Below are 25,529 nucleotides of genomic sequence, written 5' to 3'. Positions count from 1 at the left end.
CTCGGTCCAGCTAGCCCAGGGCCATGGCCAAGACTCCGATCCCTCGCATCCTCGTTCCCCTTCTCATGCTGCTCGCCGCGCTGCAGCCGGCGCTCGCCGGCCCGCCCGACCCGATCGTCGGCACCTGGGCCGCCGCCGACGAGGACGGCGACGTGGGCGCCCTCGTCAGCATCGTGGACAAGGGTGGGACGTTCGAGGGCCGCATCACCAAGCTCTTCCCCGCCCCGGGCGATCCCGCCAACCCCACCTGCGACAAGTGCACGGGCGCCCGCATGGGCGCGCCGCTCATGGGCCTCACGGTGGTCGAGGGCCTCCGCCGGCAGGGCGCCGGCTATGAAGGCGGGCGGATCCTCGATCCCGACACCGGCACGCAGTACCAGCTCAAGGCCCAGCTGGGAGACGACGGCCGGACGCTGACCATCCGGGCCTTCGCCGGCGTCGCCCTGCTCGGCCGCACGCAGACCTGGCGGCGGCAACCGTGAGTGAAGCCGGTCAATCGCCGACGGCGAAGGAGTAGGAGAGGCCCGTCCCGACCGTGATCTGGTCGCGCGTGCCGAAGTGCCGAACGATCGGGCTCTTCGCCGCGTCCGCGACGAGGCGGTCGTAGCGGACGAAGGCGGTCGTGGTCCACGTCGCCGACCAGTCGTAGGAGACGGCGGCGGCGAGCCCCACGGACTTCGGGCCCGCCGAAGCGTCGAAGGCCGTGACGCGTCGGTTGGCGGCGGCCTCGGCCGGCAGCACCCCGAAATTGGCGTCCATGTAGTCGGCATCCGCGACGCTGAACCGGGGCCCGCCCGACACGGTGAAGGCGCCGAGCTTCTCGACCCAGTCGACCGACAGATCGCCGACGAACCCGTCCGAGCGGCCACGGAATCCGTGGCGGACCTCCAGGCGCGTCCTGAGCCGATCCTTCAGCGGCCAGAACTCGACGAAAATCCCGCTCTCTATGGTCCAGGGAACGTCGCGGAGCCCGTACAGCGAACGATCCGCCGAGAGGTAGCGCCCGCCCCTGGCGTTGAACACGGGCCCGATCCCGAAGACGTCGTTGCCGAACAGCGAAATGTCGAAGCCGTCATCCGGTGCCGAGAAGCCCTTGGGCTGATCGGCCCGGCGGATGTCGAAGATCGGGGAGCCGCCGAGCCCGTAGAGCTTGGCACCGTCGTAGCGGGGTCCGACCGCGGGCATGACGCCGAGCGTAACGACCCAGCCGCCGGCCGACGGCTGCCCCTGGGGATCCGCAGCCAGGGCCGGCAGGGCGGCGCAGGACAGGGCCATGCAAGCGAGGAATGGAACGACACGCAACGCGAAACCCTCGTTTCGACCGCCATCGTTACCCCCGCGGACAGGTCCTGTCATCCCGGAGAAAGACCGGCCCGACGCGCGCGAGGACCCTGCGGCGGGCCGACCTCCACGTTCTGGAGGGCGCGCGACTCCACGACCCGTAGCGTCCAACATTTTTTGGAGGTCGCCCGAGACCTCACAGTCCTTACTCGCCGAAATTAAGCGCGCGATTTGAGGGACTTGGCGTTTTCCAGGGGTTTGGCACGGGGGTTGCGAACTCCGATCCCGTTGTCCCGCTGGAACCCCGGTCGATACGCGTGCCTTCTTCTTTTCAGATCCTGTGTGACTTCGACGGCACGATCGCTCTCGAGGACGTCACCGACGCCATCCTGACCGGGATGGCAGCCCCCGAATGGCACGAGATCGAACGGGAGTGGGCGCAGGGCCGCATCGGCTCGCGGGCCTGCATGACCCGGCAGATCGCGCTCCTGTCGGGCCAGTGGGCGGACCTGCACCGGATCGTCGACGCGATCCCGATCGACCCGGACTTCTCGCGCTTCGTCGCGTTCTGCGCGGTCCGGGACCTCCTGCTCACCGTCGTCAGCGACGGTCTCGACGCCGCGATCCATCGCATCCTGTCGCGCGAAGGGCTCAGCCTGCCCGTCCGCGCCAACCGCCTGCAGCGCTGGGCGGACGGGAGCTGGTCCCTCGACACTCCCTTCGCATCGCCGTCGTGCAGCGCGGACGCCGCGCACTGCAAGTGCCTGAGCCTGTCACGGCGGTCGGACACCGTCACCGTGGTGATCGGTGACGGACGCTCCGACATCTGCGTCGCCGAGCGCGCCGATTTCGTCTTCGCCAGGTCGCTGGCAGGGGAGCCATCGACCCTCCTGAAGCACTGCCGCGCCAGCGGCCTCCCTCACCTGCCCTACGCAACCTTCGCCGACGTGATCGGGGGCCTCGACGCCCTCGCTCGCCAAGCCAGTCCCGGCACGGCACGCATCAAGGACTTCGAGCTCCATGGATAAGATCGCCCCCAGCCACGACGCCGACGTCTTCGCCGAACGCGACCTGCTGCGCGACGAAGCCGAATACTGCTCCTTCGGCGACACGGTTCACTACCTGGACGATCCGAAGATCTTCTCGCGCTGCGAAGGCTCGTTCGTCTACGACCGTGAGGACACCCCGTATCTCGATCTCCAGATGTGGTACTCGGCGGTCAACTTCGGCTATGCCAATCCCCGCCTGAACGAGGCCCTGAAGAGGCAGATCGACACGCTGCCCCAGCTCGCGTCGCAGTACCTGCACGTCGAGAAGATCGAGCTGGCCAAGGCCATCGCCCAGAACGTCGAGAAGACCTTCGGCAGCAAGGGGCGCGTCCACTTCAACGTCGGTGGCGCCCAGGCCGTGGAGGACTCCCTCAAGCTCGTCCGCAACGCCTCCAACGGCAAGTCGCTGATGTTCGCCTTCGAGGGCGGCTACCACGGCCGTACGCTGGGAGCGTCCGCGATCACCTCGTCCTACCGCTACCGCCGCCGCTACGGTCACTTCGGCGACCGTGCCCAGTTCGTGCCCTTCCCCTATTGCTTCCGCTGCCCCTACGGCAAGAAGCGGGAGGACTGCGGCCTCTACTGCGTCGACCAGTTCGCCCGTCTGTTCGACACCGAGTACTACGGCGTCTGGGACGCCAAGGTGGGCGTGAGCGAATACGCCGCCTTCTACGTGGAGGCGATCCAGGGCACGGGCGGCTACGTGGTCCCGCCGCCGGGCTATTTCGAGAAGCTCAAGGCGGTGCTCGACGAGCGCAAGATCCTGCTGGTCGACGACGAGATCCAGATGGGGTTCTACCGGGCCGGCAAGTTCTGGGCGCTGGAGAACTTCAACGTGAAGCCGGACGTCATCGTGTTCGGCAAGGCCATCACCAACGGCCTCAACCCGCTCTCCGGCCTGTGGGCACGCGAGGAGCTCATCAACCCCGGCGTCTTCCCGCCCGGCTCCACGCACTCGACCTTCTCCTCCAATCCGCTCGGCACGGCGGCGGCGCTCGAAACCGTTCGCCTGATGCAGGAGGTCGATTTCGAGGCCATGACGCGCGAGAAGGGCGCCTATTTCCTCGCGGGCCTCAGGGACCTGCAGAAGCGCTTCCCGCAGATCGGCGACGTCGACGGCATCGGCCTGGCGCTGCGCGCCGAGATCTGCGAGGCGGACGGCTTCACGCCCAGCAAGGCCATCGTCGACCAGCTCACGCAGGAGTGCATGAAGGGCGACCTCGACGTCGGCGGCAAGCGCTACGGGCTCGTCCTCGACATCGGCGGCTACTACAAGAACGTCATCACCTTCGCGCCCTCGCTGATGATCTCCTACCCCGAGATCGACCTGGGCCTCGCCCTGCTCGAGCAGGCGCTGCGCCGCGTGGTCGGCTGAGGGCGGCGATGCGGCTCAGCGTTCTCGACCTCGACGGCAGCCTGACCTGGCAGGCGCCCGTCCGGCGCAGGGTCGCCGAGGGCCGGGCGGAGATTCTCGACTTCCGCGACCTTGGCCGCGCACTGCGGCTTTGGGCGTGGGAGCGCGACTTCGACCGGTTCGCGCGACGGCTGCCGGCGGCGTCGGGCGAAGGGCCGCGCGTGTTCATGGTCGGGTCGGGCGACTATCACCACCTGACCGCGGCGATCCTGGAGACGGTGCGCGTCCCCGTCACCGTCGTCCACTTCGACAACCATCCCGACTGGGCCTGGACGTTCCCGCGTCGCCATTGCGGCTCCTGGGTCAACGAGGCCCTGGGCATGCCGCGGGTGGCCCGCGTGGTGACGCTGGGCTGCTGCAGCGAGGATCTGACACGTCCCGACCGGGCGGGCATCAACCTGCTGGCGCTGCGGACGAAACGGCTCGTGATGCTGCCCTGGCAGACGCCGCCGACGCCCCTCGGCAAGCGGGCCGGGCCCGTGCCCGGCCACGCGGTGGCCGACGACCGCCTGCATTGGACCACGCTTGCCGGCGCCACAGCGCCCGAGATCATGGCGCGCCTCGCGCCGGAGATCGAGACCGACGCCGTCTGGATCACGCTCGACAAGGACGTGCTGGGACAGGGCGAAGCGGCCACCAACTGGGACCAGGGCGGCATGCCGCTCGACACGGTCGAGGCCGTGATCGGAGATCTGGCCAGCCGGCACCGCATCCACGGGGTCGACATCTGCGGAGACTTCTCCGCGGCCAGGCACCGCAACCCGATGAAGTGGACCGAGGCCTTGCTGGACCAGCCGCGGCAACCGCCCGCGTCCCTCGCCGTCAACGAGAGCACCAACGAACGCCTTCTGTCGCTGCTGGAGCGCGTGCTGTGACGCCTTTCCTGGTCCTTCTCTTCGCCCTCACGGTGGCTCTCGACGTGGCCGGCCAGACGGCGTTCAAGCTCGGCCTCTCCCGGGCCTCCGAGGCCCCCCTGTGGAAGCGCGTCGCGACGAGCCCGATGGCCATGGCCGGCTTCGCGGCCTACGGCGTCGAACTCGTCCTGTGGCTCGCGGTCCTCGCCCGCGCGCCGCTCAGCGTCGCCTTCCCGCTGGCGGCGCTCTCCTATTGCGGCGTGCTCGTCACGAGCCGTTTCGTCCTGCATGAGCGCGTCTCCGGCCGGCGCTGGCTCGGCGCCTCGGTCGTCACGCTCGGCGTGGCGCTCGTCTGCCTCAGCGCCTGACGGAGACACCTGCCATGGCCAACGACAACAGCTTCACCTTCGAGGGCGGCCCCGTCGCCGTCCTGCTGGTCCATGGGCTCACCGGAACGCCCTCCGAGGTGAAGGCCGTGGGCAAGGCCATCGCCCGGCGCGGCTACACCGTCCACGGCGTCCAGTTGGCCGGGCACTGCGGCGACGAGGCGGATCTCCTGGCCACCGGATGGCGTGACTGGCAGCGCAGCGTCGAGGATGCCTTCGACGCCCTGAAGCGTCGCCACCGCACGGTCTTCGTCGGCGGCCTGTCGATGGGAGCTCTCCTCTCGCTGAAGCTCGCCGCGGACCGGCCGGGCGACGTCGCCGGGCTGCTGCTCTACTCGACCACCCTGTTCTACGACGGCTGGGCCATTCCCTGGACCCGCGTGCTGGTGAAACCCGCGCTGGCGCTCGGCTTCGCCCGCTGGGTTCGTTTCGTCGAGGCGCCGCCTTACGGCATCAAGGACGACAGGCTGCGGGCGCGCATCGTGAAGTCCATGCTGTCCGGCGACAGTGCCGGGGCCGGAAACGCCGCCACGCCCGGCCGCAGCTTGCAGGAATTGCACCGTCTGATCGCGGTTGTGAACAAGACGCTGCCGACGATCCGAACGCCGGCCCTCGTCGTCCATGCGCGCGACGATGACATGACGAGCCTTCGCAATGCAGGTCATCTCGCCGCCAGGCTCGGCGGCGACGTCGAGAAGGTCGTGCTCGACGACAGCTACCACATGGTCACGCTGGACAAGGACCGGGACCGACTGATCGAAGCGAGCGTCGCCTTCATCGGCCGCCGCGGAGCCCAGCCGACGGCCGAAGCCGCGCGGGGCGTCCCGCTGCTCAAGGTGCGGGCCCGCTGATGTCCGTGACCGTCGCGAGCTATGCGTCGATCGAGGCCATCGGCCGGGAGCGCTGGGACCGCTGCTTCCCCGGCGAGGCCGAAGGCTATGCTTTCTATGTCGCCGCCGAGGAAGCCGGCCCGCCGGGCTTTCACGCCCGCTACATCGTCGCGCTCGACGGTGAGGCCGTCCTGGCCGCCGCGCCGGCGTTCTTGACCCGCTATCGCCTCGACACGACGGTCCAGGGCCCCCTGAAACCGATCGCGGAGGCGTTGACCCGGACCTTCCCCCGCCTGCTGACCCTCGACCTCGCCGCGATAGGCTCGCCCGTCGCCGAGATCTGCCACCTTGGCTTCGCGCCGGAGGTCGGCGTCGCCGATCGACCATCCCTCGTCGTCGCCCTGCTGGAGGGCCTGGAGCGGCTGGCGGAGGCCGAGGGATGCGGCCTGGTCGCGGTCAAGGACGCCGCCGAAAAGGATATCGCGCTCTGGCGAACGGCGCTCGAGCCGCGCGGCTTCCAGGCCATGCCCGGTCTCCCCACGGGCCTCCTGAGCGTTCCGCCGGGCGGCCTCGACGGCTATTTCGCGACCCTGAGCCGGGCCACCCGCAAGGACCTCAAGCGCAAGTGGAAGCAGCGCGAGCGCCTGCGCGTCGAGCACAGGACGAACGTCGACGACGTCCTCGACCGGATCGCGAGCCTCTACGCGGAAACGGTGGCGCACAGCGACCTGCAGTTCGAGCACCTGCCCCCAGCCTACTTCGCGGCCGTCCTCCGCCGGCTCGCTCCCTCGGCCCGCGTCGTCCTCTATTGGGCCGGCGACGACCTCGTGGCCTTCAACCTGCTGATCGAGACCGGCGACCGCCTCGTCGACAAGTACATCGGCATGCACTACCCGGTGGTGGGCGAATACAGCCTCTACTACACGAGCTGGCTCGAGAACGTCGCCTGGTGCTCCCGGCAGGGGATCCCCCTGTATCAGGCGGGCCAGGGCTTCTATGGACCGAAGGTCCGGCTGGGATGCCGCCTGTCGCCGAACTGGCTCTACTTCCGCCACCGGAACCGCTGGATCAACGCCGTGCTGAAGACGGTTTCGCGGATCGTCAGCCTCGACCGCTTCGATCCCGAGATCGCCCGCCTGATGGACCAGCACGCGAGGAAAGCGGCATGAGCGCCGGCCACGGAGCGCTGCGCTCGTCCCTCACCCCGACGGCCCTCGCCGCCTGGACCTTCCTGATCCTGTTCGAGACCCTCGCCCAGATCGCCTTGAAGGCGGGCGGCGACCGGCTCGGCGACGGGGCGATCGACCCCGCGTGGTTCATGGCGGCCGCGACCGACCCTTGGGTCGTGGCCGGGGTGCTCGGCTACGTGGGCTCCTTCGTGGCCTGGATGGTGATCCTCGACCGCATACCGCTGAGCCTGGGTTTCCCACTCACCTCGATATGCTACGTCACGGTTTCGGCGGCTTCGGTGGCGATCTTCCACGAGGAGATCGGCGCGCTCCGGGGCCTGGGAATCGTCCTGATCATGGTCGGCGTCATCGTGATCGGCTCCGAAGGAGAGTAGCGGTGGAGGCGGTCAGCCGGCGTGGCTCGATCAGGCTGAAGCTCATCGCAGCCTTCATGCTCGTCAGTGTCCTTCCGATGCTGGTGGCGACCGAACTCGCGACACGGCTCGTCGTCAGCACCTTCGAGTCCAACCTCCAGGTCTGGCTCTACGAGACGTCCCGCTTCTTCTTCGGCAGCGTGCTCGACGAACGCCGGGAGGTGGTGGGCATCGCAGACAGCCTGATCCAGCAGGGGCTCGTGGTCCCACTCGCCGAAGGACGCCAGAAGACCGTGCCGGCGAGTCTGCAGCGGCTCATGGACGCTCTGGGCTACGATCTCATCGCGATCTACGACGAGGCGATGAACCCGGTCTTCTCGAACCGCGAAGTCACCCGGCCGTCGGAGGCCCCCGTGTCCAGCGACGCCTCGCTCTACACGGTCCAGGTCAATGGCCGCGTGATGCTGATGGCCGGTGCCGTCGTCCCCTTCGACGCGGGCGGCAAGAGCTACAACCTGATGCTCGGCATCTTCGTCGACGAGAACTACATCAGCAACATCAACGCCCTGAAATCGTTCGACATCCGGCTCTATTACCGGCAGGGCGACCAGCTGGCCGAGTACTACTCGTCGTCGGAAGGCGCGTTGACCCCGCGCCCCTTGCCTCCGGCCGTTATCTCGGCCCTCCAGGCCAATGCGCCCTACGTGTTCCGGACCGCGGCCGAGGGCGGCGACACGGTGGGCGTCTACACGCCGCTGATGAGCGGCTCGGGGACGCTGCTGGGCGTGATCTTCTGCGGCCTGAGGACGGACGAAGGCCTGGCAGCCTGGGTGAACCGGACCAACATCTTCATCGCCATCATGCTGCTCGGTTCTATGCTGGCGATCATGGCGGCCTTCGTCATCGCGCAGCAGGTGACGCGCCCCCTCACCCGGCTGGCCGCCGGCGTTCGGGCGGTCGCAGCCGGCGATTTCCAGCACCAGGTCGCCATTCGCGGACAGGACGAGGTCGCGGAGGTGTCGGAGGCCTTCAACCGCATGACGCGGGAACTCGCCCGCCTCAAGGAGGTCGAGGAGAAGCTGCGCCGGCGCGAGCGCCTTTCCACGCTGGGCGAGGTGGCGGCGGGCCTCGCCCACGAGGTCCGCAACCCTCTCGGCATCATCAAGACCACCGCCGAGCTGCTGCAGCTCTCGGCCGCCCTGGACGACACGGAGAAGCGCCGCCTGGGCTACGTCGTCGAGGAGGTGCGCAGGATCGAGGCCCTGATCCGCGACTTCCTCTCCTTCGCGAAGGCCCCGCAGGTCACCACGCCCATCCGGCCCCGCGACATCGTCGAGCGCGCCCTGGCCTTCACCCAGCAGGAAGCCGAGAAGCGCCGGGTCTCCCTCACGTTCGAGGACGGCGCCCCCGACGCCACCATTCTCGGCGATCCGGGCCAGATCTACGATGCCGTCCTGAACCTGGTGCTCAACGCCCTGGACGCACTGCCGGCCGGTGGGCACCTGCGCATCTCGCAAGCGGTGCGCGGCAGGAGCCTGATGATGACCTTCGCCGACGACGGGCCCGGCGTGCCGGAGGACATCGTCCCGCGGGTGTTCGATCCCTTCGTGACCGGCCGCCCCGCCGGCACCGGCCTCGGCCTGGCCAAGGTCTTCGCCGTGATGGAGAGCCATGGCGGGCGTGTCGTCTACCGGGGGTCCGGCGCCGGCGCGGTCTTCGAACTGTCCTTTCCCCTGGCCGAGTGAGGTGGGCCGATGTCGCACACGATCCTGATCGTCGACGACGAGGTGAAGCTGCTGGACGTGCTGGGCGGCATGCTCGAGCAGCTCGGCTATCGCACCCTGGCCGCGACGAACGGCAACGAGGCGCTGGAGATCCTGGCGCGCGACGCCGTCGACCTCGTCCTGTGCGACCTGCGCATGCCCGTGATGGGCGGCAAGGACCTGCTGGCGGAGATGAACCGGCGCGGCCATGCCGTGCCGCTCGTCATCATGACCGCCTACAGCAGCGTCCGCGACGCGGTGGGCATGATCAAGGACGGCGCCTTCGACTACATCGACAAGCCGATCGAGCTCGACGATCTGGCGGCGACCCTGTCCAACGCCCTGCGCCTGCAGGACGCCTTGCGCGACAACCAGCGACTGCGCGAGGAGCTGGAAGGACGCTACAGCTTCGACACGCTGATCGGCGCGTCACCGGCCTTCCAGCGGGTGCTGAAGGGCATCGCCGAGGTCTGCGAGGCCAAGACCACCGTCCTGCTGACCGGCGAGAGCGGCACGGGCAAGGAGGTGGTCGCCCGCTCGATCCACTTCAACAGCCCCCGCAAGTCCGGGCCCTTCGTGGCGGTGAACTGCGCCGCGGTGCCGGAAGCCCTGCTGGAGAGCGAATTCTTCGGCCACGTGAAAGGCAGCTTCACCGGTGCACTGACCAACCGGGTCGGGCGCTTCGGCCAGGCCGACAAGGGCACCCTCTTCCTCGACGAGATCGGCGACATGCCGCTCGCCCTGCAGGCCAAGATCCTGCGCGTCCTCCAGGACCGCACCTACGAGCCCGTCGGCTCGACCCATAGCCGCACCACCGACGTCCGCATCATCGCCGCGACCAACCGCGACCTGGAGAGCATGGTGGCGCAGGGCGAGTTCCGGGGCGATCTCTACTACCGGCTCAACGTCTTCCCCATCGCTCTGCCCCCGCTGCGGGATCGGCGCGAGGACATCCCGCGCTTCCTGGACCGGTTCCTGGCAGAGTTCGGTGTGGCGCTGGGCAAACGCGGGGCCCGCTTCACACCGGACGCCGTGAGGGCGCTCAGCGCCTATGGCTGGCCCGGGAACATCCGCGAACTGCAGAACTGCGTGGAGCGCTCGGTCCTGTCGGCGCGCGGGCCCGTGATCGACGTGGCGGATCTCCCGCCCTACCTCAGCCACCCGGCTCCGCGCGACGGCGGCGGCGAGGACGCCGATTTCCCCATCGACCTGGACCAGGACCTCGAGCGCTACGAACGGGGGCGGATCGTCGCGGCGCTCAACCGCACCCAGGGCGTTCAGGTCCGCGCCGCGGCCCTGCTCGGCATCTCCGAGAGAAGCCTGTGGCACCGCGTCAAGAAGCTCGGCATCAGCGTCACGCGCACCGTGGGGACGCCCGAGTGATCGCCGAACGCCTTCTCGACGGCACGCTGGCGAAGGCCATCTCCCGCGGCACCCTGTCCGTCACCTTCGCATCGGGCCGTAGCGGGCGTTACGGCGACGAGACGGGCCGGCCGGTCTCGATCCGCTTCCGTGATGCGGGGGCGCAGCGTCCCCTCCTGCTGGACGCAGACCTGCGGTTCGGCGAGCTCTACATGGACGGGAGGCTCGTCGTCGAGGAAGGCACCATCTTCGATGTGCTCAAGCTCTTCTACGGCAATGCCGAGGGGAAGCCGCAGCCCCTGCCGGCGCGGATCATCGACGCCGTGCGCTTCCGGATCCGGCGCTTTGCACGCACCAACCTGCCAGGTCGGTCCCGCGCGAACGTCGCCCATCACTACGACCTCGATTCACGGCTCTTCCGCCTCTTCCTCGACGAGGACATGCAGTACAGCTGCGCCTTTTTCCCGTCGGATGACGCGACGTTGGAGGAGGCCCAGGAGGCGAAGAAGCGCAGGATCGCCGCGAAACTGGCACTGAAGCCCGGCCAGAGCGTTCTCGATATCGGGAGCGGATGGGGCGGGCTCGGCCTCCACCTCGCGCGCCGACAGGAGGCTCCGACCGTCACGGGCGTGACGCTCTCCACCGAGCAGCTGGCCGTCGCCTCCGCGCGAGCCCGTGATGCCGGGTTGTCAGACCGCCTCCGCTTCGAAATGCTCGACTACAGGGCCGTTGCGGGATCCTTCGACCGCATCGTGTCGGTCGGGATGTTCGAACACGTCGGGGTGGGCTTCTATCCGACCTTTTTCCGGCACGTGGCCCGCCTGCTCGCGCCGGATGGTGCCATGCTGCTGCACACGATCGGCTCGTCCGACGCGCCCGGTTTCGTCACCCCCTGGCTCGACAAGTACATCTTCCCCGGCGGCGATATCCCCTCACTGTCGGAGATCATCCCGGCCATCGAGGCGGCGGGCCTCGTGGTCACGGACGTCGAGGTGCTGCGCTTCCACTACGCCCTGACGCTGCGCGAGTGGTCCCGTCGCTTCCAGGAGCGACGGGAGGATGCGGCGCGGCTCTACGACGAGCGCCTCTGCCGCATGTGGGAGTTCTACCTGGCGGCGGCCGAATGCGCCTTCTGGCACGAAAATCTCGTGGTGTTCCAGATCCAGATCGCACGGCGCGCGGACGCCCTCCCGATCCGTCGTGGCTACATGGAGGCCGCCGGCGCGTCCTGAGCACGCTCGCCCTGGCGCGGTCCGGGCTCGTCCTCGAGGAAACCGAGGGGATGGGGCGGCCTGATCACGCGGGTGCCCGCGGCCGCCTGCTCCGCCTGGATCTGCCGGTGAAGGTCGGGCATCCGCGTCCAGTGCATCTTGGGACGGTAGTGGTGCTCGGCGTGGTAGCCGTTGTTCATCCACGTCCAATTGTAGAGCCGGTGATAGGTGCTCACGCCCCAGGCCAGCGGCGTGGAGGGATCGCCGCCGAAGTGCTCGTAGTAGCCATTGAGCGACGACAGGCTCTGGCCGAGATAGTTGAACGGCACGATGAACAGCACGAAGCGCCAGTCGACGACGGCGAGCAGCCCCACGAAGAAAAGGAGGCAGGCGAGTTCGACCTTGGCCTGCCGCGCCTGCCCCGCATGACGGGCCTCCATCCGGGCGAGGATCTCCTTCGGATCGTCGCGGAAAAAGCTCAGGAACGTGTAGCGCCAGACGTTCTCGGGCTGGCCATCCTTGCCGTGCCGGTAGATCGACAGGTAGTCGACCGTGTCCCCGTCCGCGTCGGGCAGGTCGCTGTTGCCGCTGTGGTGGCGCATGTGCACGAAGTGGTACATGGCCTGCGAGAAGCCGATCGTGAGCGACAGCATCATGCTGAACGCGGCGTTCAGCGCATCGCCCTTGAAATAGGCGTTGTGGATGAAGTTGTGCGAGATGCTGTTGATCGACCACGACACGCTGACCGCGTAGACGAGACCGCACAGCAGCACTGCCGGCCATGTCATCGTCGCGAAATGGAAAGCGAAGCCAAGCAACAGCACGAAGTGAAGCGTGGCAAGCAGGACCGGAATCCAGTCCCAGCGAGAATGGCGCAGCACGAACATCCCGGTCTCCTTGCGGCAAGTGTTGCCACGACCGATGCAGCGGGATGAAGTGACTTTTTGCCAACCTGCGACGGGCTGGAGGCTCGACCGTCAACGCTCCCCGGTGGCCTCGGTGCTCCAGTGCCAGACGCGCATGGGCTCGGCGATGTTCTTGAGAGGGTGAAGACCGCCGTCGTCGAAATGGGCCTCGGTCTTTCCGCGCACGAACTGGTGCGTGTAGTCGGACAGCGCGATGCCGCCCGGCGTCGCCAGTTCCTGCACGCGCACGGCGAGCGCCACGCCTTCGCCGAGCCGGTCGCTGTTGCTGATGACGATGTCGCCCACGGCGATGCCGACCCGGAACCTCAGGGCCGCGGCGGCTTCGCCCATGGTGCGCTGGAACGCGACCGCCCACTCCACGGCGTCGACCGCGCTCTGGAACTCCACCAGCGCGCCGTCGCCCAGCATCTTGAACAGCACGCCGTTCCACCGGGCGATGCTGGGCGTCACCGCCTCGGCCAGCACCCGGTCGATGGCGGCCAGCGTGCCCGGCTCGTCGTCCTGGATCATGCGGCTGAAGCCCACGATGTCGAAGGACACGATGGCGGCGAGACGCCGCTCCGCCTGGCTGGGGCGGACCCAGCGGAGCCGGCGCAGCACGGACCGCACCCGGGCGAGCAGCTCGCGCAGCTCGCAGGGTTTGGCCAGGTAGTCGTCGGCGCCCAGTTCCAGCCCCACCACGCGATCGATGGCGCTGGCGGTCGCCGTGAGCATGATCACCGGCACGCCGCTGACCTGCTTGAGGTAGCGGATGAGCGAGAGCCCATCCTCCTCCGGCATGTTGAGGTCGAGGATCACGAGATCGGGCGGATCGCGTCCCATGAGCTGGCGCAGGCTGCCGCCGCCGTCGCACAGGCTCACCCGGAAGCCGTGGATGCTGAGGTAGTCGGCGATCATCTCACGGGCTTCCTGCTCGTCGTCGACCACCACGACGTGCTGCTGCTGGGCCATCAGGCGGCGGCCTCCCTGCCGGCCGGAAGTCCGATCGCGATGATGAAGGCGCAGCCGCCTCCCGGTGCGGGAGAGACCACGTCCAGCCGGCCGCCGTGCAGGTCGACGATGCGCTTGGCGATGAACAGCCCCAGCCCGGTCGAGTTTTCCCCGCCCGTCGGGCGCGCCGACAGCCTCTGGAAACGCCCGAACAGCCGCGGGAAGTCCTCCGGCAGCAGGCCGGGGCCGCTGTCGGTCACCGTGATCAGGACCTCGTTGCCCTGCACGCGCACGTCGACCGCAATGCCGCCGCCCTGGCGGCTGTACTTCACGGCGTTGCTGACGAGGTTGTCGACGGCCTCGCGCATGCGCTCGTGATCGCAGGGCACCGCGATCCCGGCCGGCGCACTGAAGGCGATCGTCTGCCCCTTGCGATCGGCGAGCGGCTTGTTGGCCTCGATCGCCTCGCGCACGAGCGCCACGAGGTCGGTGTCCTCGCGGCGGATCGGCAGCTCCAGCGTATCGCCCATCGCGTCCTTGATGAGGCCGTCCACCATGCCGGTGAGGCGGCGGGCCGACTCGCGGATCCGGTCGATCTGGTTGCGGGCGCTCTCGGCCACGGGCGCCTGCGCGACGATCTCCTGCAGGATCTCGGTGCGCCCCATGATCACCGCGAGCGGGTTCTTGAGGTCGTGCGCGACGATGCCGAGAAGCTCGTTCTGGAAGGCGGCCGTGCTGCGGGCCCGCGCCCACTGGGTCTCGAGCCGGCGGTTGGCCGCCATCAGCTCGGCCGTGCGCTGGGCCACGCGCTGCTCCAGCCGCTCGTTTGCCTGGCGCAGGTCGTCCTGCAGCAGCAGGGTGTCGAAGGCGGCGGCCACGCGGTCGCAGAACAGCTTGAGCAGCATGTCGTCGAGCACGCCGCCATCGTCGGGAACGGTGGCGACCACGGCGATGCGCCGTCCGCCTTCCGTGCGAAGACCCACGGCGAAGGGCCGGCGCGAAACCACGCCGGGACCCTCGAGAGCCGTGGTCACCAGCGTGGCCACCGGCTCGCCGACATCCGCCCTCACCAGGGCGCGCGGCGCGCCGGAATAGCTGCCCCGGCCGGCCAAGACGCGTTCCTCCCCGCCCGGCCCGGCGATGACGACCAGCCCGTCGCCGCCGGCGCCCGTGAGCATGGCGACGCCGTCCAGCACCTCCTCGGCGAGCCTGTGCAGCGAGCGCTGGCCGAACAGGCTTCCGGTGAAGGCGAGCATGGCCTCCAGCTTGCGACGCGCCTCCGAGATGCGCATGAGCTGGTCGTGGCTGCGGATGGCCGCCGTGAGCGCCGTGAACAGCTTGTCGGCCGTGAGCTCGGTCTTGGCCTTGTAGTCGTTGATGTCGTAGCGGACCACGACGTCGCGCTCGGGGGCCTGCCCGGGCTGCCCCGTGCGCAGGATAATCCGGACCGTCTCGTTGCCGAACTCCTCGCGGATCGTCCCGACCAGATCGAGCCCGGCCCGGTCCGTCTCCATCACCACGTCGAGGAGGATGACGGCGATGTCGGGATGCCGGCGCAGCAACACCTTCGCCTCGGCGGCCGAAAAGGCCGACAGGATTTCCAGCGACCGTCCGTTCAGCGTGTAGCTGCCCAGCGCGAAGCGGGTCCCCTCGTGCACGAAGGTGTCGTCGTCCACCACCGCGATCTTGATGCGGTCGCGGCGAGGCGCGCCCTCGACGAGGGTCCGGGCCTCGTCATCGACGAGCGTCAGGAGATCGGCGTTGCCGTCCTGATTGTCTACGTCCTGTTGCACTTCCCTGTCCCGACGCGCGCTGCCATGTTTCCCGGCACTGGATGGACCTTAACGCCACTTCGGCCCATGTACACGCGTTGGTTACATTCACGCGTGTGAAAAGACACCGCAATACGAGCGCAAGCAGCTTCGCCACATGCAACTCGACTTCACCATCGACGCTCCTTCGCTCGCCCGTTCGCTGATCGGTGCCCTGCTGCTCGTCGACGGCGTGGGCGGCGAGATCGTCGAGACGGAAGCCTATCGGCGCGACGACCCCGCGTCGCACAGCTTCCGGGGGCCGACCCGGCGCAACGCCGCGATGTTCGGCCCTCCGGGGCGGCTCTACGTCTATCGCAGCTACGGCATCCACTGGTGCCTGAACGTGGTCTGCGGCGCCCCGGGCGCGGGCGAAGCCGTGCTCCTGCGCGCGCTGCGTCCGACCCACGGGCTCGCCGCGATGGCCGGACGGCGCGGCCTGGACCGCGAGACGCAGCTGTGCGCCGGCCCCGGCCGGCTCTGCCAGGCGCTCGGCATCGACGGCACCTGGGACGGCCAGCCGATCGGCACCGACCGGGTCGCGCTCACCGCGGTGACGCCGCCCGGCCCGGTCGCGGCCGGGCCGCGAATCGGCATCTCTCAGGCCCGCGACCTCCCCTGGCGGTTCGGCCTTTCCGGATCACCCTATCTGAGCCGGCCCCTGCGCGCCTGAGACGGCGCGGTCCTGCCACGGGCGCAGCGCAGCAATGGCAGGGCCGCGTCCAGTTGGCCGCACTCCCTCAACCGTCATGGCCGGGCCTGGCCCGGCCACCCACGACTTGCGCACGGCCCCGGCAAAGTCGTGGATGCCCGGGCCGGGCCCGGGCAGGACGTTCGGAGAGTTTGCGCTGGTCGCAAGGACAGTGAGACGGCGCTCCGGGCCTCACCCCTCCTCCGCGGCTCCGTCGCCCTCGGCCCAGCCACGCTTCAGGTCGGCCACGTGGTCGTCGAAGCGTCCTTCGGCGATCGCCTTGCGAAGACCCGCCATGAGGTCCTGATAGTAGGCCAGGTTGACCCAGGTGAGCAGCATCATGCCGAGGATCTCGCCCGCCTTCACGAGGTGGTGCAGGTAGGCCCGGCTGTAGTCGCGCGCCGCCGGGCAGTTCGATTGCGGGTCGAGCGGCCGGGGGTCTTCGGCGTGGCGCGCGTTGCGCAGGTTGATCTTGCCGAAGCGCGTGTAGGCGAGGCCGTGTCGGCCGGCGCGCGTGGGCATGACGCAGTCGAACATGTCGACGCCCCGCCGCACGGATTCCACGATGTCGTCCGGCGTGCCCACGCCCATGAGGTAGCGCGGCTTGTCGACCGGCATCAGCGGCTCGACCACGTCGATCATCGCCAGCATGACGTCCTGGGGTTCGCCGACGGCGAGGCCGCCGATCGCGTAGCCCTTCAGGTCCATCGCCGCCAGGGCCTTGGCGCTGCGTTCGCGCAGCGGCGGCGAGGCGCCACCCTGCACGATGCCGAACATGGCGCGGCCCGGCTGCTCGCCGAAGGCCACCTTGCACCGCTCCGCCCAGCGCAGCGACAGCTCCATCGCCCGCTCCGCCTCGGCGTCGCTGCACGGCAGCTTCACGCATTCGTCGAGCTGCATCTGGATGTCGGATCCGAGCAGGCCCTGGATCTCGATGGAGCGCTCGGGCGAGAGCATGTGCGCCGAGCCGTCGATGTGCGACTGGAACGTGACGCCGCTCTCGTCGATCTTGCGCAGCTGGGCGAGCGACATCACCTGGAAGCCGCCGGAATCCGTGAGGATCGGATAGGGCCAGTTCATGAACTGGTGCAGGCCGCCGAGCCTGGCGACGCGCTCGGCCCCCGGGCGCAGCATGAGATGATAGGTGTTGCCCAGCACCACGTCGGCGCCCAGCGCCTTCACCTGGTCGGCATACATGGCCTTCACCGTGCCCGCGGTGCCCACCGGCATGAAGGCGGGCGTGCGGATGACGCCGCGGGGCATCCGGACCTCGCCCGTGCGGGCCCGCTTGTCGGTCGCCGCGAGCGTGAAACCGAAGGACTCGACCTTGGCGGTGCCGGTCATGGGATGAACTCCTGGTCGATCGTTTCCGGCGGCGCGCGGTGCAGCAGGCTCGCATCGCCGTACGAGTAGAAGCGGTAGCCCGTCGCTATGGCATGCGCGTAGGCGGCCCGCATGGTCGCCAGGCCGCTGAAGGCGCTGACGAGCATGAACAACGTCGAGCGCGGCAGATGGAAGTTGGTCATCAGCAGGTCGGCCGAGCGAAAGCGGTGGCCCGGCGTGATGAAGATCGCCGTCGAGCCCGACCACGGCTGGACCACGCCCTGCTCGTCCGTGGCCGATTCCAGGAGCCGCAGGGAGGTCGTGCCGACGCACACGATGCGCCCGCCCGCGGCCCGGGCGGCGTTGAGCCGCGCCGCCGTCGCGCCGTCCACCTCGCCCCACTCGGCGTGCATCCTGTGGTCGCGCGTGTCGTCCGCTTTCACCGGCAGGAACGTCCCCGCGCCCACGTGCAGCGTGACCCTGGCGATCCCGATGCCGGCGGCCCCGAGGCGGCTCGTCAGGTCCGGCGTGAAGTGCAGGCCGGCGGTCGGCGCCGCCACGGCGCCGGACTTCGTGGCGAACAGCGTCTGGTAGTCCTGCCGGTCGCGCTCGTCCTCAGGACGCTTGCCGGCGATGTAGGGCGGCAGCGGCATGTGCCCGAGGGTCAGGATCGCATCGTCGAGCGCCGGGCCGGAGAGATCGAACCGCAGGACGATCTCGCCGCCCTCCCCCTTCTCCACGATCGTCGCCTCGAGCGCCGAGAACAGGCAGGCGTCGTTCTCGACGGCCCCGCCGAAGCGGAGGCGGTCGCCTTCGGACAGCTTCTTGCCGGGGCGCGCGAAGGCGCGCCAGGTCGCATCCCCCTCGCGCTGGTGCAGGAGGGCCTGCACCTTCACGCGTGATCCCTCGCGCTCCCGGTAGCCGTCGAGGCGGGCGGGGATGACGCGGGTGTCGTTGACGACCAGCACGTCGCCGCGCCGCAGGAGCGAGGGCAGGTCGCGCACCACGTGGTCGCGCGGCGCCCGACCAGGCTCCACCTCGAGCAGCCGGGCACTGTCGCGCGGATCCGCCGGACGAAGGGCGATGCACGCCTCCGGCAGATCGAAATCGAAAAGATCGACGCGCATGGGCCATCCCGACACGCGGCCCGCAGGCCGGAAGGCGCAGTCTCTAGCGACGGAGGTGGCCGGGTGGCAAGCCCGGGGCACGGGCCGCCCGGTTCGGTGGAGAAGCCCCGTCCGCCATGACAAGCGTGCCGGGGTCCCGGAATGGAGCAAGTCAGGCCACAACCTGAGATTACTTAATGGAACGCGCACACAGAAGAAAGTACAACTAGAAATAGAAATACACCAATTCCAATCAAATAAGTCTCGTCTTTATCGACAATGCGCTTGCGGTTCGTGTGGACACTATCCATCTTACAACCGTTCGATCGAACGTATTTAGAAAAATCGTTTTCGAGAAGCCATTTCGCCGGCCGTTCATTTCAGCAGGACGGCCGGCACTCCCCTGAAAACGAAAGGGCCGGCCCCTCGCGGTGCCGGCCCTTGTCGTATTGGTGACGCGCTGGGGTCAGCCGGCGCGGCCGAGGCGCGCCGTGACGATCTTGTCGGGTTCGCGCACGGGCTCGCCGCGCTTGAACTTGTCGACGTTCTCCATGCCCTCGATCACCTGGCCCCACACGGTGTACTGCCGGTCGAGGAAGCGGGCATCGTCGAAGCAGATGAAGAACTGGCTGTTGGCCGAGTTCGGGTTCTGCGAGCGGGCCATGGAGCAGATGCCGCGCACGTGCGGCTCGGCGTTGAACTCCGCCTTCAGGTCCGGGTACTTCGAGCCGCCCATGCCGGTGCCTGTCGGGTCGCCGCCCTGGGCCATGAAGCCGTCGATGACGCGGTGGAAGACCACGCCGTCGTAGAACTTCTCCTCGACGAGGCGCTTGATGTGCGCCACGTGGCCGGGGGCCAGGTCGGGACGCAACTTGATGACGACCGGACCCTTGGTCGTCTCCAGCGTGAGGATGTCGTTGTCTTCTGCGCTCAAGGTCATGTTCCTTCAGGTGAATGCCAAAAAGGCCGTGGGCCTCACTTCGCGTCGGCGAGCAGCCGCAGCGAGATGATCTTGTCGGGGCTGCGCACCGCGCCGTTGGCGTTGCTGTCGCCCTTCTTGATCTTGTCGACGACGTCCATGCCCTGCACGACCTGGCCGAAGACCGTGTACTTGCCGTTCAGGAAGCTCGCGTCGTCGAAGCAGATGAAGAACTGCGAATTGGCCGAGTTCGGGCTCTGCGCCCGCGCCATGCCGAGGGTCCCGCGCTGGAACGGCTGCGGATTGAATTCGGCCTGGATGTCGGGAAGGTCAGACCCGCCCGTGCCGTTGCCCTTCGGGTCGCCGGTCTGGGCCATGAAGCCCTCGATCACCCGATGGAACACCAGGTTGTCGTAGAAGCCGCGCTTCACGAGCGTCTTGATCTGCTCGACGTGCTTGGGCGCGAGGTCGGGACGAAGCTTGATGACGACCTTGCCGTCCTTCAGCGTCATCACGAGCGTGTTCTGCGGATCGAGCGGCTGGGATGCCGTCTGGGCGTGGGCGAGGGAAAGTCCCGCAAAGAGCGCGCCGACGAGCGCGAGAAGTCGCAGCATGATGCCTCCTGGATCACAAAGGTCCGGTCAGTCTGTCCAGCTCAGCCCTTGGCCGACTGCGCGAAACGGTCTTTCAACCGCCGCGCGACCTCGGGCGGAACGAAGGCGGAGACGTCTCCGCCCATGGCCGCGATCTGGCGTACCAGCGTGGCCGTAATCGGGCGCACCGGGATCGAGGCCGGCAGAAACACGGTCTGGACGTCGGGCGCCATGGTGGCGTTCATCCCGGCCATCTGCATCTCGTAGTCGAGGTCGGTCCCGTCGCGCAGGCCCCGGATCAGGGCTCCCGCCCCGATCGACCGCGCGGCGTCGACCGCGAGGCCGCCGAAGGTCGTGACCTCCACCGGCGCCGGGAAGTCCCGGCTCGCGGCCAGGATCATTGCGCTGCGGTCCTCCACCGGGAACAGGGGCGCCTTGCCGGGATGGATCCCGATCGCGACCACGATCCGGTCGAACAGGGCACAGGCCTGGCGAATGACGTCCAGATGCCCGTTGGTGACGGGATCGAACGAGCCTGCATAAAGGCCGGTGCGCGGGCGAGAGGGTGCCGACATGGGCAAGACGCTTACAGTCTGGGCCTGTTGCGGGCAAGCCGAGCCTTGAGACAAAGCAGGCGTTGAACTGCGCGATCCCGCCCCGGATAGTGTGCGGATGATCGAACTCGCCCACGCCCATCTCAGCCTGCTGTTCGGCTCCGCCCTGATGCTGATCGGCATCCTGTCGAGCCTGGCGGCGTCGCGCTTCGGCGTGCCCATCCTCCTGGTGTTCCTCGGCATCGGCATCCTGGCCGGCGAGGACGGCCCGGGCGGGTTCCCCTTCAGCGACTACGAGCTGACCTACCTGGCGGGCTCGGCCGCGCTGGCGATCATCCTGTTCGACGGCGGCCTGCGCACCCGCACCGCCACGGTGCGGACGGTGCTGGGCCCGGCCGGCATCCTGGCGTCGGTGGGCGTGGTCGTCACCACCGTGCTCACCGGCCTCGCGGCGATGTGGCTCCTCAAGCTGCCGCTCGTGCCGAGCCTGCTGATCGGTGCCATCGTGGCGTCGACCGACGCGGCCGTCGTGTTCTTCCTGCTGCGCACCGGCGGTCTGCAGCTGCGCCGCAAGGTCGGGGCCACGCTGGAGGTCGAATCGGGCACGAACGATCCCTTCGCCGTCATCCTCACGGTTGTGCTCGTGCAGATCGCGCTCGGGACGACGAGCGAATCCTGGTGGCACATCGGCCTCTCGGTCGTGGAAACCATCGCGATCGGCGTCACGGCCGGGATCCTGGGCGGCTTCGGCCTGGTCTGGGTGCTGAACCGCATCACCCTACCCACCGGCCTGCATCCCGCCTTCGTCGTGACCGCGGCGGTGGTCACCTTCGCCGTTGCCCAGACGCTCGACGGCAGCGGCTTCATGGCGGCCTATGTCGCGGGACTGATCGTCGGCAATCGCCCCGTGCGCGCCTACGGGTCGATCATCGCCTTCCACGACACGGCCACGTGGCTGTGCCAGATCATCCTGTTCACGCTGTTGGGCCTCCTCGTCACGCCGTCGAAGATCTGGCCGCTGCTCGCGCCCGCGATCGCGATCGCCCTGTTCCTGATGCTGATCGGCCGCCCCGTGGCGGTCTTCGCCTGCCTCTCCCCGTTCCGCTTCTCGCGCCGGGAGATGGCGTTCATCGCCTGGGTGGGCCTGCGCGGCGGCGTGTCGATCTTCCTGGCCACCATCCCGACGCTCGCGCGGCTCCCGCAGGCGGAGGTCTATTTCAACGTCGCCTTCGTGGTCGTGGTGGTCTCGCTGGTGGTGCAGGGCTGGACCATCGGCATGGCCGCCCGGCGGACCGGCGTGGCGCTGCGCGACCCCGCGCCCGAGGTCCAGCGCATCGACATCGACCTGCCCGGCCAGCTCGACGCCGAGCTCGTGGGCTATCCGCTGGTCGATCCGAGCCCCGCCACCCGCCACCGGGCGCTGCCGAGCTGGGTGAAGCCGGTCATGGTGATCCGGGGCGGCACCATCCTGAACCCGGCGGAGGCCGGCCTGCTGAAGCCCGGCGACTACGGCTACTTCCTCGCCCCCACCCAGCGCCTCGCCCGCCTGGACCGCTTCTTCGCCGTCGACGGCTCGCGCAGCGAGCAGGCGCCGCTGCCCGAGTTTCCCTTCGACGCGGGCCTGCCCGCCGGCGCCGTCGCCGACCTCTACGGCCTCTCCATCGACGCCGAGGAGCGCCCGCAGACCATCGCCGAGCTCTTCGCCGAACGCCTCGACGGCGCACCCCAGGAGGGCGACCGGATCGATTTCGGCCAGGCCATGCTCATCGCCCACGACGTCCGCGACGACCGGGTGAAGCTGGCCGGCCTCCTGCTCGAGGCGACACCGGAGGAGGAGGACGCCCCGCCGGCCAAAGGCTGGCGAGGGGCGCGCGACCGGATCAAGGCGCGACTGGGACGGTAGGACGCGGCGGGGCCATCCTGCGTCCTTCGACACGCCCGCTCCGCGGGCTGCTCAGAGCTTGTGAACCTTTCGGTTGTCCAGCGAGCACCCCCCCCCTCCGCGTCATGGCCGGGCTTGGCCCGGCCACCCACGACTGACGCCTGGCCCCGGCAAAGTCGTGGATGCCCGGGCCAAGCCCGGGCAAGACGGCGGAGAGGGAGATGCAAACGAGACTGCCGAGAGATTCACGAGCTCTGAGGAGTTAGCGAGAAGGAGTGTCAACGGAGGCACCACCTCGCCAGTGCTGACCACGCTCACTCGGTCGCGACCGGCTCCTCGCCCACTTCGCCTTCGTCCTCGCCGTCGTCGCTGATGCGCTCGACCGACACGACCTTCTCGTCCTTGTCGGTCTTGAACACGATCACGCCCTGCGTGCCGCGGCCGGCGACGCGAATGCCGGCGACAGGGCAGCGGATGAGCTGGCCGCCGTCCGTGACGAGCATGATCTGGTCACTGTCCTCCACCGGGAAGGAGGCGACGAGCGGGCCGTTGCGGTCGTTGACCGCCATGGCGACGATGCCCTTGCCGCCGCGGCCGGTGACGCGGATCTCGTAGGCCGAGGTGCGCTTGCCGAAGCCGTTCTGCGAGAGGGTGAGGACGACCTGTTCCCGCGCGCTGAGATCGGCATAGCGCTCCTGCGTGAGCGAAGCGTCGGCGGCGACCTCCTCGGCCCCCTCCTCCACCTCCGGCGCGGCGCCGTTCTCCTCCTGGCCCTCGCCCTGCACGGCCCGCCGCATGCGCAGATAGGCGGCGCGTTCCTCGGCCGTCGCATCGACGTGACGCAGGATGGCGAGCGAGATGACGGTGTCGGCCCTCGCCAGCGAGATGCCCCGCACGCCGGTCGAGTCGCGGCCCTTGAACACGCGCACGTCATCCACGCAGAAGCGGATGCACTGGCCCTGGGCCGTGGTGAGCAGGACGTCGTCGTCGGCCGTGCAGATCTGGACGTCGACGATGGAATCGCCCTCGTCCAGCTTCATCGCGATCTTGCCGGCCTTGTTGACGTTGACGAAGTCGCTGAGCTTGTTGCGCCGGACGCCGCCGCTCGCCGTCGCGAACATGACGTCGAGCGTCTCCCAGTCGGCCTCGTTCTCCGGCAGCGGCATGATGGTGGTGATGCGCTCGCCGCCTTCCAGCGGCAGCATATTGATGAGCGCCTTGCCGCGGGCCTGCGGCGCCGCGAGCGGCAGGCGCCACACCTTCTCCTTGTAGACCTGGCCGTGCGACGAGAAGAACAGCACCGGCGTGTGCGTGGAGGCCACGAACAGCCGCGCCACGAAATCCTCGTCGCGCGTCTGCATGCCCGAGCGCCCCTTCCCGCCGCGCCGCTGGGCGCGATAGGTGGAGAGCGGCACGCGCTTGATGTAGCCGGCGTGCGAGACCGTGACGACCATGTCCTCGCGCTGGATGAGATCCTCGTCGTCGACGTCGGAGTCCCATTCCGTGATGATCGTCTTGCGCGGCGTCGCGTAGGACGCCTTGATCTCGGAGAGCTCGGTCTGGACGATGCCCAGGATGCGCACGCGCGAGCGCAGGATGTCGAGGTAGTCGGCGATCTCGACGGCGAGCTTGTTGAGTTCGTCGGCGATTTCGTCACGGCCAAGCGCGGTGAGGCGCTGCAGACGCAGGTCGAGGATGGCGCGGGCCTGCGCCTCGGAGAGGCGGTAGGTGTCGTCGTCGCTCACCCGGTGCAGCGGATCGTCGATCAGCGCGATCAGCGGCGCCACGTCCTTGGCCGGCCAGTCGCGCGCCATCAGCAGTTCACGGGCGGTGTTGGGGTCCGGCGCGGTGCGGATGGTGTGGATGACCTCGTCGATGTTGGCCACCGCGATCGCCAGACCCACCAGGGTATGAGCCCGGTCGCGGGCCTTGCCGAGCAGGAAGCGCGTGCGCCGGCTCACCACCTCCTCGCGGAACTCCACGAAGGCGCGGACGAAGTCCTTGAGGTTGAGCGTCTCGGGGCGGCCGCCGTTCAGCGCCACCATGTTGGCGCCGAAGCTCGTCTGCAGCGCGGTGTAGCGCCACAGCTGGTTCAGCACCACGTCCGCCATCGCATCGCGCTTGATCTCGATGACGATGCGCATGCCGTCGCGGTCGGACTCGTCGCGCAGGTCCGAGATGCCCTCGAGCTTCTTCTCGCGGACCAGCTCGGCGATCTTCTCGATCAGCGTCGACTTGTTGATCTGGTACGGGATCTCCGTGACGATGATCGCCTCGCGATCCTTGCGGATCGTCTCGACGCTCGTCTTGGCCCGCATGATGATCGAGCCGCGCCCCGTGTTGTAGGCGTTGCGGATCCCGCCCTTGCCCAGGATCGAGCCGCCGGTCGGGAAGTCCGGGCCCGGAACATGGGCCATGAGGTCTTCGATCGTGACCGCCGGATCGGCGATGTAGGCGATGCAGGCGTCGATGACCTCGCCGAGATTGTGCGGCGGCACGTTGGTCGCCATGCCGACGGCGATGCCGCCTGCCCCATTGACGAGCAGGTTCGGATAGCGCGCCGGCAGGACCGTCGGCTCCTTCTCCGAGCCGTCGTAGTTCGGCTGGAAGTCGACCGTGTCCTTGTCGAGGTCCTCGAGCAGCGCCATCGCCGGCTTGGCGAGGCGCACCTCGGTGTAACGCATGGCCGCCGCGGGATCGCCGTCGACCGAGCCGAAATTGCCCTGGCCGTCGACCAGCGGCAGGCGCATGGAGAAGTCCTGCGCCATGCGCACCAGCGCGTCGTAGATCGATTGGTCGCCGTGCGGATGGTACTTACCGATCACGTCGCCGACGACGCGGGCGGACTTGCGGTAGGGCCGGTCCGGGAAATAGCCGTTCTCGTTCATCGAGAACATGATGCGGCGGTGCACGGGCTTGAGGCCGTCGCGCACGTCGGGCAGCGCTCGGCTCACGATCACGCTCATCGCGTAATCGAGATAGCTCCGCTTCATCTCGTCGGTGATCGAGACAGGGCGGATGTCCTGGCCCTCGCCGCCGCCGGCGGGGGCCTTGTCGTCTTCATTGGCCAAGTGTCTTGTCCATGCAGCGTTTTGCTGGCG

The 25,529-nt window shown here is 68.8% G+C and carries 23 protein-coding genes; 13 read left to right on the top strand and 10 right to left on the bottom strand.

The features are described 5' to 3' along the window. Nucleotides 1-23 precede the first annotated feature (23 nt). On the top strand, nt 24-482 hold the full coding sequence (locus Q0Q47_RS14905; RefSeq protein ID WP_293861229.1) for a DUF2147 domain-containing protein: 459 nt from the start codon (nt 24-26) through the stop codon (nt 480-482). 10 nt (nt 483-492) lie between these two features. Here Q0Q47_RS14905 and Q0Q47_RS14900 read toward each other — a convergent pair whose 3' ends face one another. Continuing rightward, nucleotides 493-1,302: a MipA/OmpV family protein gene (locus tag Q0Q47_RS14900; RefSeq protein ID WP_293861226.1), complete on the bottom strand. Its 810-nt coding sequence runs from the start codon at nt 1,300-1,302 to the stop codon at nt 493-495. 296 nt (nt 1,303-1,598) lie between these two features. Between Q0Q47_RS14900 and Q0Q47_RS14895 the strand changes: the two genes are divergently transcribed. The 10 genes from Q0Q47_RS14895 to Q0Q47_RS14850 are packed head-to-tail and all read left to right on the top strand — an operon-like array spanning nt 1,599 to nt 11,714. Beyond that, nucleotides 1,599-2,309, top strand: coding sequence for an MtnX-like HAD-IB family phosphatase (locus Q0Q47_RS14895; protein WP_293861223.1), 711 nt, complete (start codon nt 1,599-1,601; stop codon nt 2,307-2,309). Continuing rightward, the gene (locus tag Q0Q47_RS14890; RefSeq protein WP_293861221.1) at nt 2,302-3,705 is read left to right on the top strand and encodes an aminotransferase class III-fold pyridoxal phosphate-dependent enzyme; all 1,404 of its coding nucleotides are present in this window, start codon (nt 2,302-2,304) and stop codon (nt 3,703-3,705) included. Before Q0Q47_RS14895 ends, Q0Q47_RS14890 begins: the two co-directional genes overlap by 8 nt. Before the next feature lie 8 nt (nt 3,706-3,713). Next, the gene (locus tag Q0Q47_RS14885; RefSeq protein ID WP_293861219.1) at nt 3,714-4,619 is read left to right on the top strand and encodes an arginase; all 906 of its coding nucleotides are present in this window, start codon (nt 3,714-3,716) and stop codon (nt 4,617-4,619) included. Further along, nucleotides 4,616-4,966 carry a hypothetical protein gene (locus Q0Q47_RS14880; RefSeq protein ID WP_293861217.1) on the top strand — a complete coding sequence of 117 codons (351 nt, stop codon included), beginning with the start codon at nt 4,616-4,618 and terminating at the stop codon, nt 4,964-4,966. Before Q0Q47_RS14885 ends, Q0Q47_RS14880 begins: the two co-directional genes overlap by 4 nt. Nucleotides 4,967-4,980: 14 nt before the next feature. Next, nucleotides 4,981-5,835, top strand: a complete 855-nt coding sequence (locus tag Q0Q47_RS14875; protein WP_293861214.1) for an alpha/beta fold hydrolase — start codon at nt 4,981-4,983, stop codon at nt 5,833-5,835. Continuing rightward, nucleotides 5,835-6,983, top strand: a complete 1,149-nt coding sequence (locus Q0Q47_RS14870; RefSeq protein ID WP_293861211.1) for a GNAT family N-acetyltransferase — start codon at nt 5,835-5,837, stop codon at nt 6,981-6,983. The genes Q0Q47_RS14875 and Q0Q47_RS14870 overlap by 1 nt, the downstream gene beginning before the upstream one ends. Beyond that, nucleotides 6,980-7,378 (top strand): EamA family transporter, encoded by a 399-nt coding sequence (locus tag Q0Q47_RS14865; RefSeq protein WP_293861209.1) that lies wholly within the window; start codon nt 6,980-6,982, stop codon nt 7,376-7,378. Before Q0Q47_RS14870 ends, Q0Q47_RS14865 begins: the two co-directional genes overlap by 4 nt. 2 nt (nt 7,379-7,380) lie before the next feature. Further along, on the top strand, nt 7,381-9,102 hold the full coding sequence (locus tag Q0Q47_RS14860) for an ATP-binding protein (protein WP_293861206.1): 1,722 nt from the start codon (nt 7,381-7,383) through the stop codon (nt 9,100-9,102). Between the two features lie 9 nt (nt 9,103-9,111). Further along, nucleotides 9,112-10,503 carry a sigma-54 dependent transcriptional regulator gene (locus Q0Q47_RS14855; protein ID WP_293861203.1) on the top strand — a complete coding sequence of 464 codons (1,392 nt, stop codon included), beginning with the start codon at nt 9,112-9,114 and terminating at the stop codon, nt 10,501-10,503. Further along, complete coding sequence (locus Q0Q47_RS14850) at nt 10,500-11,714, top strand: cyclopropane-fatty-acyl-phospholipid synthase family protein (RefSeq protein WP_293861200.1); 1,215 nt, start codon at nt 10,500-10,502, stop codon at nt 11,712-11,714. The genes Q0Q47_RS14855 and Q0Q47_RS14850 overlap by 4 nt, the downstream gene beginning before the upstream one ends. On the opposite strand, the gene Q0Q47_RS14845 is transcribed toward Q0Q47_RS14850, so the two are convergent. The 3 genes from Q0Q47_RS14845 to Q0Q47_RS14835 all read right to left on the bottom strand — a co-directional run bounded on the left by Q0Q47_RS14845 (nt 11,687) and on the right by Q0Q47_RS14835 (nt 15,342). Continuing rightward, entirely contained in the window at nt 11,687-12,580 is an 894-nt protein-coding gene (locus Q0Q47_RS14845; protein WP_293861197.1) for a fatty acid desaturase, read from the bottom strand. The genes Q0Q47_RS14850 and Q0Q47_RS14845 overlap by 28 nt on opposite strands. Before the next feature lie 90 nt (nt 12,581-12,670). Then, a complete protein-coding gene (locus tag Q0Q47_RS14840; RefSeq protein WP_293861194.1) occupies nt 12,671-13,570 on the bottom strand; it encodes a response regulator in 900 nt (299 codons plus the stop codon). Then, nucleotides 13,570-15,342 (bottom strand): ATP-binding protein, encoded by a 1,773-nt coding sequence (locus Q0Q47_RS14835; RefSeq protein WP_293861191.1) that lies wholly within the window; start codon nt 15,340-15,342, stop codon nt 13,570-13,572. The genes Q0Q47_RS14840 and Q0Q47_RS14835 overlap by 1 nt, the downstream gene beginning before the upstream one ends. Nucleotides 15,343-15,478: 136 nt before the next feature. On the opposite strand from Q0Q47_RS14835, the gene Q0Q47_RS14830 reads away from it, so the two are divergent. Then, a complete protein-coding gene (locus tag Q0Q47_RS14830; protein ID WP_293861188.1) occupies nt 15,479-16,033 on the top strand; it encodes a DNA-3-methyladenine glycosylase in 555 nt (184 codons plus the stop codon). A gap of 210 nt (nt 16,034-16,243) precedes the next feature. On the opposite strand, the gene tgt is transcribed toward Q0Q47_RS14830, so the two are convergent. From tgt to coaD, 5 genes are all read right to left on the bottom strand, one after another. Next, nucleotides 16,244-17,395 (bottom strand): tRNA guanosine(34) transglycosylase Tgt, encoded by a 1,152-nt coding sequence (tgt, locus tag Q0Q47_RS14825; protein WP_293861185.1) that lies wholly within the window; start codon nt 17,393-17,395, stop codon nt 16,244-16,246. After that, on the bottom strand, nt 17,392-18,501 hold the full coding sequence (gene queA, locus Q0Q47_RS14820) for a tRNA preQ1(34) S-adenosylmethionine ribosyltransferase-isomerase QueA (RefSeq protein ID WP_293861182.1): 1,110 nt from the start codon (nt 18,499-18,501) through the stop codon (nt 17,392-17,394). Before queA ends, tgt begins: the two co-directional genes overlap by 4 nt. A 445-nt stretch (nt 18,502-18,946) precedes the next feature. Then, the gene (locus Q0Q47_RS14815; protein WP_293861179.1) at nt 18,947-19,420 is read right to left on the bottom strand and encodes a peptidylprolyl isomerase; all 474 of its coding nucleotides are present in this window, start codon (nt 19,418-19,420) and stop codon (nt 18,947-18,949) included. 35 nt (nt 19,421-19,455) lie between these two features. Then, nucleotides 19,456-20,013, bottom strand: a complete 558-nt coding sequence (locus Q0Q47_RS14810; RefSeq protein WP_293861176.1) for a peptidylprolyl isomerase — start codon at nt 20,011-20,013, stop codon at nt 19,456-19,458. A gap of 41 nt (nt 20,014-20,054) precedes the next feature. Then, a complete protein-coding gene (gene coaD / locus Q0Q47_RS14805; RefSeq protein WP_293861173.1) occupies nt 20,055-20,567 on the bottom strand; it encodes a pantetheine-phosphate adenylyltransferase in 513 nt (170 codons plus the stop codon). 97 nt (nt 20,568-20,664) lie between these two features. Here coaD and Q0Q47_RS14800 point away from each other — a divergent pair, with 97 nt between their 5' ends. Beyond that, entirely contained in the window at nt 20,665-22,449 is a 1,785-nt protein-coding gene (locus Q0Q47_RS14800) for a potassium/proton antiporter (RefSeq protein ID WP_293861170.1), read from the top strand. Nucleotides 22,450-22,742: 293 nt separating this feature from the next. On the opposite strand, the gene gyrA is transcribed toward Q0Q47_RS14800, so the two are convergent. Then, nucleotides 22,743-25,499 (bottom strand): DNA gyrase subunit A, encoded by a 2,757-nt coding sequence (gyrA, locus tag Q0Q47_RS14795; RefSeq protein ID WP_293861167.1) that lies wholly within the window; start codon nt 25,497-25,499, stop codon nt 22,743-22,745. Nucleotides 25,500-25,529: the final 30 nt, after the last annotated feature.

The sequence above is a fragment of the uncultured Alsobacter sp. genome (genome assembly GCF_945952055.1).
Classification (GTDB): domain Bacteria; phylum Pseudomonadota; class Alphaproteobacteria; order Rhizobiales; family Beijerinckiaceae; genus Alsobacter.
Note: the sequence above shows the minus strand (reverse complement) of the source record. Positions and strands in the feature narration are given on the sequence as shown.